This window comes from Pseudoalteromonas sp. DY56-GL22, from assembly GCF_041414715.1.
GTDB classification, from domain to species: domain Bacteria; phylum Pseudomonadota; class Gammaproteobacteria; order Enterobacterales; family Alteromonadaceae; genus Pseudoalteromonas; species Pseudoalteromonas simplex.
In genome coordinates this window covers 448,262-462,164 of the sequence record NZ_JANHZR010000002.1, presented here as the reverse complement: position 1 = coordinate 462,164, position 13,903 = coordinate 448,262, and the positions used below count along the sequence as shown (strand labels likewise).

The following is a 13,903-nucleotide window of genomic DNA, read 5'->3' as shown; positions in this document are numbered from 1 at the left end:
TCACGCTAACGCTGTGTATAAATTGTCATATTGACTACTCATGGTCCGTGCATCAGCAACAGCAATAGCATGATGACGAATAGGATTTCCGTTTGGTAATTGCAAAGTACGTAATATTGCAGGGGCAATTAGCTTGTAGTTATTTGCTGCAATCAATTCCCCCTCTTTATCAGTTACAACTTCGTGAATACCACCTACATCAGATGCGACAATAGGTACTCCACATGACATCGCTTCAATGATAGACAGGGGCAGACCTTCTCGTTTCGAATATAGACACATAACATCGATGCTAGAGTAAAAAACTCTCATGTCGTGTATATTTCCTAAGAAATGTACTCGCGATTTTAAATCATAGCTTTCAACAGCTTTGTGGAGTAAATCTCTCTGGTCACCATCGCCTGCAAATACAAGGTGATAATTCTCAGGCAAATAAATGAGAGCATGTATTAAGTCTTTATGCCCTTTACCTTCAATTAGTCGGGCTGCACACCCGATCAACTGAACATTTTCTGGTAAGTTTAACTGCTGGCGTGCACATGATTTATCTATTGCTTTAAATTGCTCGCAATCAATACCATTTAAAATTGTCTGTTGAGGTATGATTGACGTTTTTGATTGAAACTCATTGGCTACGATGTTTGCATCTGCTACCCAATGAATATGTGTTAATAAGTTAAGAGCTCTGGTGAAGAAACGTTGCTTAATATTGTTTAAATACCAAGCATCATGAATAGTCGAAACATGGCGAATACGCTTAGTTGTTAATGAACACACAATACCAGCGTACAGTAATGGACCTATATGATGACTATGAATAATATCTATTTGCTGCTCTTTTATAAGCGCCTTTAATTTTTTTATAACCGAACCTTTAAAGCCAGGTGCTTTATTTAAACAAAAAACACTGCTTTTATAATTGCTAAGTTCCGGCCATTGTTTGATTGCTGACTCCTTATCACCTTCTAACGAGACGATGATGGTTGTTTGGCTATATTGACTATTCTTTAATAGCGTAATTGCCATTTTTTCTAGGCCGCCAACTTCTAAATGCTGTACTAAGTGCATTACCTTCATAAAGGTTCTCCTTCAATATGCTTGTTAGATGCACTGCTGTTTATAATTGGCAGGACAGTTACTACGTGTGCATTACTAAGCTTTTCAATAGTTTGAATATCTTTTAGATGGCTGTCGCAAAGTGAAGCAACAAATACACTTGCTCCACCTGTAAACATTCCAAGCACAACTCCAATCACGATTGTCATGACTAAAGAGGTATTGATTGGTTGCGTTGGGCTATAGGCGCGTTCAATTGTTTTTACTTTGTCTGGGCCTTCATATTTAACAAGTTTTCCTGTTACTTTTGCCATTTCGTATCGGCTTAACATATCTTTGTACAACGATTGTTTAACTTCGTAATCTCGTTCTAATTTTCTTAGCTGTTTTTCTACATCGCTGGTAATTAATAATCTCTCGCTTACCTCTTTTACCTGTTCTTCTAGCATTGCAAATTCTTGTTCCTGTTGAAGCAGGTTATTTTTAGCCTCTTCTAAGGCAAGCAGCTGAGAAACCAATACACTGGATTCTTTATTTTCACCCGAAGGCAAGGTATTAACCATTTGCCAAAGTTGATCTAAATTCGAGGTATCTAAGTCTTCGCTTGATTCAAGTAATGACTGCTGACGCGCTTTTAAGTTTTTTAAAGTACGTGTTTTTTCAATAACTTTACTGTGCTTATCTGTATAACGAGTGCGCAGTAGACTTAATTCAGATTCTGTACGAATAATTTTTTCTTCTAACTTCCCTAGGATTGGATTAGCTTGCCCTACTTTATTTTTTAGTGCATTGAGCTTTGCTTTAGCACCAGAAAGAGCAATTAATTTCTGCTGTTTTTCCGATAATAATTTATCGAATGTTTCGCGGTTGCTATGTAAAACCGTTGGTAATGTATTGCTATTTTGGCTTTTAAATTTAGCAAGAGATTCTTCAGATACTTCTAACTCTTGGCGTAACCCTTCAAGTTGTTGAAAGAAAAATTGTTCTGACGTATCTAAAGAGGCTTTAGTTGGCGCAAGTAAGCGTTCAATAAATTTCTCTACCACTTTTTCAAGTACAGGTTTCATTTGACTTTGGTCGTGCCATATAAAGTTTATACGCACTAATTCATCGCCGATTAATGACAAAGAGAGAGCTTTAGAGAGCTTTTGATGAATTTCTTCAACTTGTTTTGGCGTTGCATCTTCTGCGATTAAATTAGTTTCCTTAGCGACAGCAATAAGTACTTTTCTGCTTATAACTAAAGTTCTAAGTGCTGCCATACGATCTGATAACTGAAATGAAAAAGACAGATCATCTAAGTACGGATTTAAAAGTGCAGATTCTTCAATCAAAATGGTTGCGTGGTTGGTATATTGTTTTTGAGCAGTCAGCCCCATGAAAATAACAACAAGAGGCACAATGCAAAACGGAATAATAAAAAGCTTAATACGCGTGTAAAGCGCATAAAGCCCTAAATATATTAATCGTTTGATCTGCTCTTTAACTAACATGGAGTTACCTATTGCTTTGCAATTTGCAAAAAAATGCAGTTATATTTGCATTTTGAAAAAAATAAATTGCGATAATTTCAATTAGTTATTCTGTTGCAGATCTTGTTCCAAAAATAAAAAAAGCTGCGTTAATGCAGCTTTTAATAGATGAAGTTAACCAAGCCCTAGCTCATCACTTATTTGTAGCGCCTTAACTTGCCAACTGTGATTTTTTGCGTAATCAGCTTGAGTTTGTCGCCAATTAAGCTTTTGCTCATCGCTTATGCTAATGGCATAGTCCACACGCTCAATGAAGGCATTCATAGAGTCTGCGATCAGCACAGCCTCTTGATAGGGTCTCACTGCAGCAAAATTAGTTGAAACAATGGGGGTTCCTGTCGCTAGATACTCCTTAAGTTTAAGCGGATCGCATGCTCTAATTTGCGCGTTATCAACAAATGGGAGAATCGAGACATGCCAATGTTGAGAAAAAGTAGCAAGTTTATGGTGCTCTACTGAGGGTACATGGGACACATTGTTAAGGGATAATAATGAATCAAAGTTTTCAATAATGTTACCAATTAACATTATTTGGTATTGAGGCCGTTCAAGTGCCAGTTTTTGCAAAAGCTCTTTGTCGAGCCACGCATTTAAAGAACCATAAAAGCCAATAACCGGTTTATTTATATTACTAAGTTCAACTGCCTTCTGCTTTTTATTATTAAATAAATCAAAGTCAACACCATGAGATAACAGCTTAACTTTATGCTTTGGCATTTTGCTAGAAAGAAATTCACTTACTACATAAATGAGGTCGGCTTTAAGAATAAGCTCTCTCTCTAGTGGTTCAACCATTAAATGATCAACACCCGCTAAAGCCGAAAAGTCATCGCCACAATAATAAACAATCTTGTCTATGGGACGTAAATTAATAAGGTATATGGCAGTAGGAACACTAACCCAATAGATAATTGGTTCATTATCAACAAAAGGCTTTTTATTAAAAATCCATTTATTAAATGCTTTTACAAGCTTATTGTCATGCCAAGGTAAAATCGGCAAAGTATGATCTTTAAGTTTGCTGTGCTTGTCTGCAGATTCTTCAGTATGCCTCTTTTTCAACACTAACGATTTTAGTTTGTAAAAAACTCTTTTTACATCAAGCAACTTTATTGTTGGCTTTCGCATACCGATTGAATTTATCCATACAATATCATGGCTTTTCGCTAATTCTTTAAAGATATGTTGAGTACTGCTTGGATGGCTTTGCCAATCTTCACCAAAAACGATAAATTTCATGACTCTGACTCCAGCTTCTTAACAACTTTTGCAGGGTTTCCAGCCACGATCGTATATGCAGGTACATCTTTTGTAACAACACTACTTGCAGCAACTATTGCGCCCTTTCCTACTGTTACGCCAGCAAGGATTGTCACCCCCGTTCCAACCCAAGCCCCTTGCTCTATAATGATGTCTCCGACTTGCGAATCATCATCAGGCTCACCTAAAGCGCGCCTTTGCGAGTTTAAAGGATGGCCTGGAAAACCAGCTAGAAAAACCCGTCCAGCAAGCCTAACATCATCTTGCAGAACAATTTTACCAGCCACAGAGAATGAGTTTTGCCAACCAATATCGACATTGTTACCAATGATAAGTTGCGATTTGTTTAACCCATGACTACGACCACAAAAAGTGCTAATACCACTAATACGAGAATTATCTTGGCACGTTATATCTAGCTGCCCTAAAATTTGTGGCATACCAGAATAAAGATATAAATTACGTTTTGAACCTTTAATTTGGCTTTTAAAAATTGGCGTAAAATAGAAGATACGTAATAGTTCACTGAAAATTGTTTTAACAAGTAAATGCAGTTTGTATAGGCATGCATGGAAACCTGGTATTACAAACATTTGCGGATTGCGAATGAGTTTTGCAATTTGAAAAAGTGACTTTGCAAAAGGACTGTCACTTGATTTTAACCACTGTTTTAAATTCTCAGTCATAATGCCTTTCCTTTTGTTTATCTATAACAAGCTTTTCAAGAGCAATAGTTAACGCCAAGATGATGTATATAGGCCAAGTAAAAGCTTGAGTTAAAAAGGTTCCTGACACCATAAAGCCTATCAGCCCGCCTTTAAGTGCTTTCGCATTCACTGCTATTTTTTCATCGTTAAGCTGTTTATTAATCAAGAAAACACGGTTTAAACTTCGGTAAATACATGTGATCAGGGCAATGAATATAAACATCCCAACAATGCCTGTTTCGCCAAGTACTTGAAACCATGTACTGTGTACTGCATGATTCTTGCCATCCCAATGTGGACTATAGAAAAAATAATTCGCTACAAAATTATTTACACCTACCCCAGTCAATGGATTAGACAGCGCCATGTTAATTGCCGCATGCCAAGCATAGATACGGCCCATTGCAGACTCATCGACACCATCTTCATGAGCACCACCACTTTGTCTATCTGATATCCCTGCAAAAACAATCATCGCGAGCATTCCGACAGCACCTATACAACCAACAATGATTGGATTTTTAATTTTTTGATAGATAAAAAAGCTTAATACTGCTGCAATCCCCAGTAATCCCCCACGACTTTGAGTAGCAATAACGCCACTAATCGCAACTATTAGACAGATGAGTGCTATAAAACGTCTTATTTTATGGGCGCTACTATCAAAAACTTCAGCTGCAAGAAAAGACACTGGGAACATCATGACAAGTGATAAATCATTCGGGTCACCGAGTTGTGAGCGAAGTTCTCGCGAAATAGTCACACGAGTTCCTTCAACAAGACCGATCCCATTCATTTTATTACTTAAGGCTACAAGCGCGATGGCTGAGCCTGAAATCATAATACCAATGCGGATAACATTAAAATGTTGTAGAGAAGTCATCCACCATGAAATTGCAAACACCATTATGAGCACTTTAATCAACACACCTGACCAATACTCAAGCGCTAAACCACGGTTAGCCGCACTGAATACGCAAATAGTTAACCAAATAAACCAAGCAAAAAATATAAGGTGATTTGTATGCCAATGAGGCTTTAATTTCTGCGAAATAAATAGATGCCATGCAATCCCTAAAAGAGATGCTAATGCCAAGAGCTTAGGAATTTTTAATGGCATCAAAACAGGAAATGCTTCGTGTAGCCTAAAATAACTAAAAAGAATAAATAAGATAATAAATGCAACACTGACTTTCACTGCTGTAAACGCTGCAAAAGGAAGTAGTAATAAAGCAAAAACGGCGATAGGACCTAGTAGCGAGTAAGTCGAAATAACCAGTACGGTGACAACAATACCATTTATTACAAGTTGATTTTGCTTATAGTAATTGAGCATATTTACGCTCCTCTACCGTTTTTTTGATAACTCGTAAAATGATGCTCTTGTACTGATTAATAAATACAAAAATGTACGTTAACAGGACACCTAATTGTAGAATTAAATTGCCAGGCATAAACGAAATACCCGCTATGATCAATAAAGCAAGCCAACTAGGAGCAAGTGAAGATAGTTTAAAAGTTAGCGGAACAAACTGTTGGCTAGTTAAGTAAAAACATAACAGTTTAAAGCTCTGCATAATAATTAAAGATAAAATCGCTCCTTCTACAGCAAACATTGGCACCAGAAGATATAAAAGGCTCAGACCGACTAATGCAGTTAAAAGATTAATAATGGGTACCGAGATCCCATTCTTATGCGTATAACAACCAATATTCAAAATATCGCTATGGTGCCTAATAGCAACCACAACAATTAACAATACTAACCAGTGCTCGTTGCCGTGGTAATTATCAGGTAACACTAAATTTAAAGTGATTGGAGCAAGAACAGACATCACTACGCAAAGCGCTAAACCAACATTCAAACAGAGAATGGCTTTACTTTCGTATTCAGATTTATTGTTTTTAACTAGGCTAAAACGTTTAGCAAACCACCAAAGGCGTATAGGCTCAAACGTAAACGAAGTTAATACTGCAAACTGCGCCGCCACGTAGTAATTCGCTAACAATGTCTCATCAAAGTTTGCAACAATAAACCAATTTTCAGCGCCGTTTCCGGCATAAATAAATAAACTAGAGATAACAATAGAAATGATAAAAACAGTCTGTTTACCTTGTATTCGCCAAGAAAACTCTGAATAACTTACATTAATAACCTTTAAAATATCAAAATAGCTAATACATACAATAAGTAAACTACTCACTGCGCCCGACACCATAACTCCAGTGATACTGAAACCTAAAAATAGTAAGGTAATCGTTAATGTTGTTTGGACTAAAGCATGAGAAATGCATAAATAACAATATGTTCTCGCATTATTAGTCAAGCGGTAATAAATGTACGGAATACCAATTAGCGCCGATAGTACAAGGTTAACAATTAATAGCCTTAAATCTAGAGGATCAACTTTGGCCGGTAACTGATGTGCTATTTGCTCAGAAAAAATCAAAGAACAACCTGCAAAGAGTAAACTAAATATAAAGGTTGTTATTACCGCGTCACGAAACAGAGCAAGTTTTTCAGTATGAGTATTGTACTGTTGTTTAAGTAAAAGCTCTGGTAAGCCTATTGATAAAATAAGCGAACACAGCGCAGAAACAGTTACTAGAAAATTTAACTGACCAAACTCTACTTGACTTAGGAATCGTGTGCTAATTGGTAGCAATAAAAAGCCTAGTCCTTTTACTGATAATACTGCGACGGCAAAATAACCTATTTGTTTTAGATTACTCATAACTGTTCCTTACAAAGCTTCAACCCACTTTGATAGTTGTTTAGCCTGGTTAAATGCATTGTAGTGCTGATTAACATGTTGTTTTGCATTTTGGCCGAGTAAATAGCGTTTATGAGGTGACAACTGATGAAATTTATAAAGCATCTTGCTAATACCAGAGATACTGCTAGGCATACATTTCATGCCAACATTAGGCGTAACAATTTCATTCGCACCCATTAAAGTGGTTGTTAAAACGGGTAAACCACATGCCATTGCCTCTTTTAAAACCAGTGGCCCTGTATCTCGGTCACCATTTTTAGCGACACAAAATGGGGCAATCAAAGCTGAATAATTCACTAGGTTTTCACTTACCCAAGCATGAGGTTTTTCACCTAGAAACCTGACTGACTTTCTTACGCCAAGCTCTTCAGCCATATACATTAGGTCGTTGATCATTGGACCGTCGCCAACGATATCTAAAGTAATACCAAATTCTTTAGGCATATGTTTAAGAGCTGGTAATAAGAATTGAAGCCCTTTCTTTTCGACTAGCCTACCTATAAAAATTAACCTTACAGATTCACTTAATGATGAAGGTGTTTGGTTAAATTTTGTAGTATCGATACCGCAGTGAAGTAATTTCACGTTACTTTTTTCGCATTTTTTAAACTGCATAGCCATTTCTTCACACACAGCGACAGAGAAATCACATAAAGCTAATTTCGAGTTTAAATCGGCACTATTTACATAAACATCATGGCCATGCCCTATCGAAGAGACAGTGATATTTGCCATTTTCGCAGCAACAATGCCATATGCTAGAGGGCCATGCATAAAATGGCAGTGCAAATGATCTATTTTGGCAACTTTAAGGTACTGAGCAATTTTGTAGCCATAGCCAATAAGAGATTGTGTAGATATCGAGCGAAACTGGATTGCAGTATTTATTGCTTTACTGAGTTTCACAACATTAAACATTGCGGGAAGTATTTTTTTAAAGTCAGGCTTTTCAATCTCTTTGACTTCTATTGCACTTGATAAATTAATCAACACAGAGGTTTTTTCAAAAGTGAATACCGTCACTTTATGTCCAGCATCTAGAAGTGCATTAATTTCTGTGACAACAAATGTTTCTGATGCAACTGGGAAACTCGGAACTAAGATAGCGATGTGTTTCATAAAATGCTCCTACTAAAATATATGTAGAAACAAGGGCAATAACCATACCTGCTTTTTATGGGGTACTTTTCTCAATTTGAGACGTCAAATCTATAAATAATTGCAAAATGCAACGCACAAAAAGAAAAATCAGAGAATTATAGCCAATATCGAGCTAATAAAAGTGGCTTCTAAATTGCGTACTACAAGAATAATATGTTTAAGTTTTTGGAGTAATCTTATGTCTACTCAAGTTAGTGTAATCATCCCTAATTACAACTGTCTCAAGTATTTAGAGACATGCATAAACAGTATTTACCAACAAAATGATGTTAATTTTGAAATTATTATTGTTGATGATGGGTCTACTGACGGAAGCATAGACTACTTACAACAACTCGCTAAAACAAATAAAGAAGTACGTTTATTTACCCAAAATAGGAAAGGTGTCGTGGCAGCAAGAAACTTGGCCATCACACAAGCAAATTCAGAGTATGTTGCATTTTTAGATGCAGACGATTACTGGTCAAAAGATAAACTAGCTAAACAGTTAGCCTTTCATAACGAGCATCCAGAGTGCGTACTAAGTTTTACAGACTACATGCACTTTAATGAAAAAAATGAAGACATAATCAGCTGTTTTGACTACTGGCCTGAATTCGACAGCAATAGAACGAACACAGAATTTCATTTGCTGAAAAATCCAATAAGTCAAATGATAACAACTAACATTGTTGGCACTTCATCTGTAATGGTTAAACGTGCCGCTTTGATTGACGTAGGCGGATTTGATCACAAATTAACAAGCGCAACAGATCTGGATTGTTGGTTAAAAATAGCTAAGCAAGGTGATGTAGCTTACAGCTCTTTGTGCGCAATGCACTACTTGATGCGAGCAAACTCAATAACTGCTAATAGAGAAAATCGATTAGCCGCAATGGTTGAAATTATACGCAGGAATCAATACGGGGTTACAAAAGGAGAATTAAAGAAAATAAAAGCACGTTTAAGTGAGTGTTATGGTGAGTTTTATAGAGAATTAGGTAATTACTCGAAAGCACTATCCTATTCAAATAAGGCATTTTGGCTATTTCCTCATAAGCGAAATTTTAAACATGTTCTTTATGATCTAAAACACTTATTGGGTGCAAGCTAATGAAAGAAACTGTATTAATAATTGATGATGATGAGGCAATTTTGCGCTCATTAAAACGACTGCTAATTAGTAAATATTCTGTAGTTTGTTACAGTGATCCCTATGCAGCTATTGAATATGCGAAACAAAATGCGCTTGACCTGGTAATTTGTGATCTATTAATGCCTTCTTTGAGTGGTTTAGCTGTACTTGAGAAAATTAAGGCAGTAAAACCTTACAGTTCGCGTATGTTATTAACTGGCTATGCAGAGATGGAAGCATCTAAGCATACAGTCAAAGATAAAGTCGCAACAATGATTACGGCAAAGCCTTGGGATAATTTTGAATTAAGTATGTTAGTAGAGATATTGATAGAAAATAGTAAATTAAGACAACTTCACTGTTTAGATAGTTTAACTTCATAGGTAAGCGACCTGTGGTCGCTACCTTTAACGAAACTAGTATTAATATTAGTTAGCCTAATTTTCTCACTTGCAATGCAATGGTCAATAGGAAGACCTAAAACTGGTAAGCCATTAAATTGAATTTTAGAAGGCCAAGTTACATAAAATCCACTACGATCAAAGCAATTATTATCAGCTTCAATAAAATAGCGCGACCATGGAACCGTGTTAAAATCCCCTGCAATTAACCAATTCCCTCCTAAAGTTTTAATTTCGTTTTGCACTTTACTTAAAACAGAGTTGCGTTGCGTCCATAGAGTTCTATCTCTTGGTGATGGAGGATGAAAAACAAGGCTATTTAACATAATGTTATTATGCAAAAAACTAAGTTTTACATAGCCTAGTTTTGGATTATCAAAACGTTTAATTTGTTTTTGGATAATCGGAAGTTTTGAGATAACGATTATACCAAAAGGCGCGCCTTCAACTTCAGCATAACCAAACAAATGATATTCTGTGTTGAGATTATCAAGAACATGACGCTGTGTATCATTAAACTCTAATAACACCAGGATATCATTTTTCTCTTCTATCATTTGGTTATAGATAATCTGTTGTAAGTTAGGGTTACTATATTGTAGGTTTATTTGTGTAACCTTAATATCACCGACCTCCCTCTGATTAGATGAGTATGGTTTAAAGTGCACTAAAGTCAAAATTGTACTTAAAACTAATAAGCTTGATGCCATCTTTTTACTGTAAAAATAGCATAACCCTACAAGTAAAAAGCTAACTAAAATTAACTGACCTCTTAGCGCTGCGATTAAATCCAGCATATAAGAATCTAATTGATTAAAAGCTAAAAATAAAAGAACGCCATAAAGAACCAGAATTAGTAAACGCATAGCCACCCTCCCTCTGATTACTTATAGTCCTATTTCTTAATCTTTGCTGAGATAATATTTACATAAAATTTAGTATGATGTGTTCTTTAATGTGTAAAAATAAATACCCGCAGGTACTTATTTTTTAAGTTTAACACCAATTCGCTTAATTAAGTTTTATTGCGAATTGGTATAGCCGTGCTTTATTCGAAACCGTTGATCATTTTATCGCAAACAACCGGTGTTGGCCTGTGATTATCATCAACAGCTACAAACGTGAAACTACCAGAAATAGCTAAATGCTTATCGTCTTTGTGCATTGTTTCTAAAAAGATTTCAACGTCTACTTTAAGGCTGGTGTTTCCTACATGCACCACTTTAGAAATTAGCTCTGCAAATGTACCAGCTGGAATGGCTTCTTTAAAATCTACACGGTCAGACGAAATAGTTACAAGTGGCTTACGACAAAAACGTGTAGCAGCGATAAACGCGACTTCATCCATCCAAGCCAACGCATCACCGCCAAATAAAGTATTGTGGTGATTAGTGCGGCCAGGAAAAACAGTTTTTGTTACCGACGTTGTTGAGTCAGCAATACGCTTTGCAATAATAGCGTCACGATCGATTGGTTGTGTCATAGTCTCTACTTTTTATTAGCTAATGTGTCTTGCATCATTAGCGCAGGGTCAAGGCGTTCATTTTTCCAATTAAAACGCCAGTCTAAATGAGGGCCAGTTACGCGACCGGTTGCACCGATCTCGGCAATTTTATCGCCACGCTTAATTTCATCCCCTACTTTTACATCTAATTTGCTTAAATGAATATAAGTAGAGGTAACACCATGGCCGTGGTCAAGGATCAAGGTTCCACCAGAGTAATATAAGTCAGCATCAGCAAAAACAACTGTGCCGCTTACTGGTGCATACACTGGACTACCCGTTTTATTGGCAATGTCTAAACCAAAGTGCGGGCGGCGAGGCTCACCATTAAAGTAACGCTGGCTACCATAAACACCTGAAATACGGCCCGTTGCAGGCTTATAAACAGGATCTAAAAAGTACCGTAGGTCAGAATTGACCTGCCTCGCTTTGCGTACGGCAACAGCTTCACGGCTAATACGCTCAGACACTTCTTTAGGTGGCGAGACATATTTTTTTGCAACACCGGTGATTTTGTCAATTTTGTAATCACGCTTAGTGATCACAATTGCTTGTTCGTGGCTTACACCCGCACTATCAACCCAAGAAAGGCTATGATTTGTCTTCGCATCACGACCAAAGCCAAACACAAACTCACCATTTGTTGAAAGCTTAAGAGGCTCACCATTGAAGCTAACACTTTTAGCGCCATCAATTTGGCCTGTTACTAAACCGCCTTGAGTTAAATGTCCTTTTAATTCAACAGCACTTGCAGTTAAAGAAAACAATCCTGCAAATGCAGCTATTAGTAATCCTTTACGCATAACTGATTGACCCCTTACCAACCCCTTCGTAAGCTGTAATTTTAACTTCTGAATCAGGGTATTGGTTTTTAACTTGTGAACTTAAGTAGTCTGCAATGCACTCAACCGTAGTATCACAAGGTAAAATATCGCAACGAGATTTATCAATCGCCATTTCAAAATAGCCTTGCTGTGATGTATAAGCAAAACACACATCGTTATCTTGTGCAGTTACATGCTTGAGGTCTGATTTATTGATTTCATCTTCAGCTGTTGCTAGATAAATGTCTTCCCATTTATCTGCCCACTCTTTTTGTAAGCGAGGCATAGCCATACCATCAAGGCTAATACCAATCTGTGAGCGATGGCCATGAATAATACGCTGACAATTACCATCGTGCTTTTTAAGACCATGGCTGTAATGATAGTAAAAACTTTGGCTATGCTCTGGGTATAAAGTAATTTCAATCTTTTCAATGTTGCTAGGTAGCTCAGGCATAATTGTTTTAATTAAAAACTCGGTTACCGACTTTTCATCAATAACATCAGCATCGATTAAACAATATGCTTGGTTAGGAGCACTCATAGCTAAGTGATAATTATCACCAAAATGACAATCTAGCACGCTGTGCTCAGCATGCTGTGTTAGTGAACCGTTTAGTGTGGCAGGCACAGCAAGTTTATGGTCGATACAGTTATCAATAATGCCCTTGATTTGCTTTTTAACTAAACCAAAATCAAGCACCATCGACTCATCATTTAATTGACCGTGCAGAGTTAAATCCACAATCCAGCTCTCGCCAACTGCGCCGCGTTTATTACACAAGTAAGAAAAATCAATCACTGTCAGTGAGTTTACAAAAAGGATCATAAATTTCCTTTAGACTGGTTAAAGAATCACAGCAATTATAATGATTTTTACTTCACAATGCGCGGTTTTATCTCCCTTTATCAGCGACAGTTTAATTAAATGGTCATAAAACAAGCGAAAAATAGCAAATAATTAACTGCTCCGAGTTGTTTAGCGTACAAGTGTACGCTAAAGTACGGGGCAATTTCTAAGCGATGAATGAGAGTTATGGAACCTAAAAACAGCTATACAAAAGAAGAATTGGTCCTTTGCGGTCAAGGTGAAATGTTCGGTGAAGGCAACTGTCGTTTACCAAGTGACAACATGTTAATGATGGACCGCATTATCTCTATCACTGCTGATGGTGGTGAGCACGGTAAAGGCCAAATCGTTGCAGAACTAGATATCAACCCTGATCTTTGGTTCTTCGACTGTCACTTTAAAGGTGACCCAGTAATGCCTGGTTGTCTTGGTCTTGATGCTATGTGGCAATTAGTAGGTTTCTTCCTTGGTTGGTCTGGTGGTCCAGGTCTTGGTCGTGCACTTGGTGTAGGTGAAGTTAAATTCACAGGTCAAATCTTACCGACAGCTAAAAAAGTAACTTATCGTTTAGACATGAAGCGTGTAATTAAACGTAAATTATTCATGGGTATGGCTGATGGTACTGTAGAAGTAGATGGCCGCGTAATCTATGAAGCAAAAGATCTTAAAGTAGGTCTTTTCCAAGATACATCTGCATTCTAATATGAATGTGTAGAT

14 protein-coding genes are annotated in these 13,903 nt (G+C 36.9%); 3 read left to right on the top strand and 11 right to left on the bottom strand.

Annotation, left to right across the window (positions count from 1 at the left end; all coding sequences use genetic code 11):
* The 7 genes from NO991_RS06020 to NO991_RS05990 all read right to left on the bottom strand — a co-directional run bounded on the left by NO991_RS06020 (position 1) and on the right by NO991_RS05990 (position 8,451).
* Positions 1–1,077, bottom strand: coding sequence for a glycosyltransferase (locus NO991_RS06020; protein ID WP_054553832.1), 1,077 nt, complete (start codon positions 1,075–1,077; stop codon positions 1–3).
* The gene (locus NO991_RS06015; protein ID WP_054553831.1) at positions 1,074–2,549 is read right to left on the bottom strand and encodes a GNVR domain-containing protein; all 1,476 of its coding nucleotides are present in this window, start codon (positions 2,547–2,549) and stop codon (positions 1,074–1,076) included. The genes NO991_RS06020 and NO991_RS06015 overlap by 4 nt, the downstream gene beginning before the upstream one ends.
* A gap of 153 nt (positions 2,550–2,702) precedes the next feature.
* The gene (locus tag NO991_RS06010) at positions 2,703–3,827 is read right to left on the bottom strand and encodes a glycosyltransferase family 1 protein (RefSeq protein WP_371351779.1); all 1,125 of its coding nucleotides are present in this window, start codon (positions 3,825–3,827) and stop codon (positions 2,703–2,705) included.
* Positions 3,824–4,534, bottom strand: coding sequence for an acyltransferase (locus tag NO991_RS06005; protein WP_371351778.1), 711 nt, complete (start codon positions 4,532–4,534; stop codon positions 3,824–3,826). The genes NO991_RS06010 and NO991_RS06005 overlap by 4 nt, the downstream gene beginning before the upstream one ends.
* Positions 4,527–5,891 (bottom strand): O-antigen ligase, encoded by a 1,365-nt coding sequence (locus NO991_RS06000; RefSeq protein ID WP_054553828.1) that lies wholly within the window; start codon positions 5,889–5,891, stop codon positions 4,527–4,529. The genes NO991_RS06005 and NO991_RS06000 overlap by 8 nt, the downstream gene beginning before the upstream one ends.
* Positions 5,875–7,290, bottom strand: a complete 1,416-nt coding sequence (locus NO991_RS05995) for a lipopolysaccharide biosynthesis protein (protein ID WP_371351777.1) — start codon at positions 7,288–7,290, stop codon at positions 5,875–5,877. The genes NO991_RS06000 and NO991_RS05995 overlap by 17 nt, the downstream gene beginning before the upstream one ends.
* A gap of 9 nt (positions 7,291–7,299) precedes the next feature.
* Positions 7,300–8,451, bottom strand: coding sequence for a glycosyltransferase (locus NO991_RS05990; protein ID WP_054553826.1), 1,152 nt, complete (start codon positions 8,449–8,451; stop codon positions 7,300–7,302).
* A gap of 220 nt (positions 8,452–8,671) precedes the next feature.
* Here NO991_RS05990 and NO991_RS05985 point away from each other — a divergent pair, with 220 nt between their 5' ends.
* Entirely contained in the window at positions 8,672–9,586 is a 915-nt protein-coding gene (locus NO991_RS05985; RefSeq protein WP_138617714.1) for a glycosyltransferase family A protein, read from the top strand.
* Positions 9,586–9,990 carry a response regulator gene (locus tag NO991_RS05980; RefSeq protein WP_371351775.1) on the top strand — a complete coding sequence of 135 codons (405 nt, stop codon included), beginning with the start codon at positions 9,586–9,588 and terminating at the stop codon, positions 9,988–9,990. Before NO991_RS05985 ends, NO991_RS05980 begins: the two co-directional genes overlap by 1 nt.
* Here the strand turns inward: NO991_RS05980 and NO991_RS05975 are convergent.
* From NO991_RS05975 to NO991_RS05960, 4 genes are all read right to left on the bottom strand, one after another.
* Positions 9,963–10,874 carry an endonuclease/exonuclease/phosphatase family protein gene (locus tag NO991_RS05975; protein WP_199529632.1) on the bottom strand — a complete coding sequence of 304 codons (912 nt, stop codon included), beginning with the start codon at positions 10,872–10,874 and terminating at the stop codon, positions 9,963–9,965. The genes NO991_RS05980 and NO991_RS05975 overlap by 28 nt on opposite strands.
* Before the next feature lie 182 nt (positions 10,875–11,056).
* Positions 11,057–11,491 (bottom strand): acyl-CoA thioesterase, encoded by a 435-nt coding sequence (locus NO991_RS05970; RefSeq protein ID WP_138602233.1) that lies wholly within the window; start codon positions 11,489–11,491, stop codon positions 11,057–11,059.
* Positions 11,492–11,496: 5 nt separating this feature from the next.
* Positions 11,497–12,315, bottom strand: coding sequence for a M23 family metallopeptidase (locus NO991_RS05965; RefSeq protein ID WP_287242827.1), 819 nt, complete (start codon positions 12,313–12,315; stop codon positions 11,497–11,499).
* Positions 12,308–13,165, bottom strand: coding sequence for a 6-carboxytetrahydropterin synthase (locus NO991_RS05960; RefSeq protein WP_371351774.1), 858 nt, complete (start codon positions 13,163–13,165; stop codon positions 12,308–12,310). Before NO991_RS05960 ends, NO991_RS05965 begins: the two co-directional genes overlap by 8 nt.
* Positions 13,166–13,372: 207 nt before the next feature.
* Between NO991_RS05960 and fabA the strand changes: the two genes are divergently transcribed.
* Positions 13,373–13,888: a bifunctional 3-hydroxydecanoyl-ACP dehydratase/trans-2-decenoyl-ACP isomerase gene (gene fabA / locus NO991_RS05955; RefSeq protein ID WP_054553819.1), complete on the top strand. Its 516-nt coding sequence runs from the start codon at positions 13,373–13,375 to the stop codon at positions 13,886–13,888.
* Positions 13,889–13,903: the final 15 nt, after the last annotated feature.

What these genes read in the sequence shown, in the direction of transcription:
- NO991_RS06020 (WP_054553832.1), bottom strand. Translation starts at nt 1,077, where the DNA reads ATGAAGGTAATGCACTTAGTACAGCATTTAGAAGTTGGCGGCCTAGAA.
- NO991_RS06015 (WP_054553831.1), bottom strand. Translation starts at nt 2,549, where the DNA reads ATGTTAGTTAAAGAGCAGATCAAACGATTAATATATTTAGGGCTTTAT.
- NO991_RS06010 (WP_371351779.1), bottom strand. Translation starts at nt 3,827, where the DNA reads ATGAAATTTATCGTTTTTGGTGAAGATTGGCAAAGCCATCCAAGCAGT.
- NO991_RS06005 (WP_371351778.1), bottom strand. Translation starts at nt 4,534, where the DNA reads ATGACTGAGAATTTAAAACAGTGGTTAAAATCAAGTGACAGTCCTTTT.
- NO991_RS06000 (WP_054553828.1), bottom strand. Translation starts at nt 5,891, where the DNA reads ATGCTCAATTACTATAAGCAAAATCAACTTGTAATAAATGGTATTGTT.
- NO991_RS05995 (WP_371351777.1), bottom strand. Translation starts at nt 7,290, where the DNA reads ATGAGTAATCTAAAACAAATAGGTTATTTTGCCGTCGCAGTATTATCA.
- NO991_RS05990 (WP_054553826.1), bottom strand. Translation starts at nt 8,451, where the DNA reads ATGAAACACATCGCTATCTTAGTTCCGAGTTTCCCAGTTGCATCAGAA.
- NO991_RS05985 (WP_138617714.1), top strand. Translation starts at nt 8,672, where the DNA reads ATGTCTACTCAAGTTAGTGTAATCATCCCTAATTACAACTGTCTCAAG.
- NO991_RS05980 (WP_371351775.1), top strand. Translation starts at nt 9,586, where the DNA reads ATGAAAGAAACTGTATTAATAATTGATGATGATGAGGCAATTTTGCGC.
- NO991_RS05975 (WP_199529632.1), bottom strand. Translation starts at nt 10,874, where the DNA reads ATGCGTTTACTAATTCTGGTTCTTTATGGCGTTCTTTTATTTTTAGCT.
- NO991_RS05970 (WP_138602233.1), bottom strand. Translation starts at nt 11,491, where the DNA reads ATGACACAACCAATCGATCGTGACGCTATTATTGCAAAGCGTATTGCT.
- NO991_RS05965 (WP_287242827.1), bottom strand. Translation starts at nt 12,315, where the DNA reads ATGCGTAAAGGATTACTAATAGCTGCATTTGCAGGATTGTTTTCTTTA.
- NO991_RS05960 (WP_371351774.1), bottom strand. Translation starts at nt 13,165, where the DNA reads ATGATCCTTTTTGTAAACTCACTGACAGTGATTGATTTTTCTTACTTG.
- fabA (WP_054553819.1), top strand. Translation starts at nt 13,373, where the DNA reads ATGGAACCTAAAAACAGCTATACAAAAGAAGAATTGGTCCTTTGCGGT.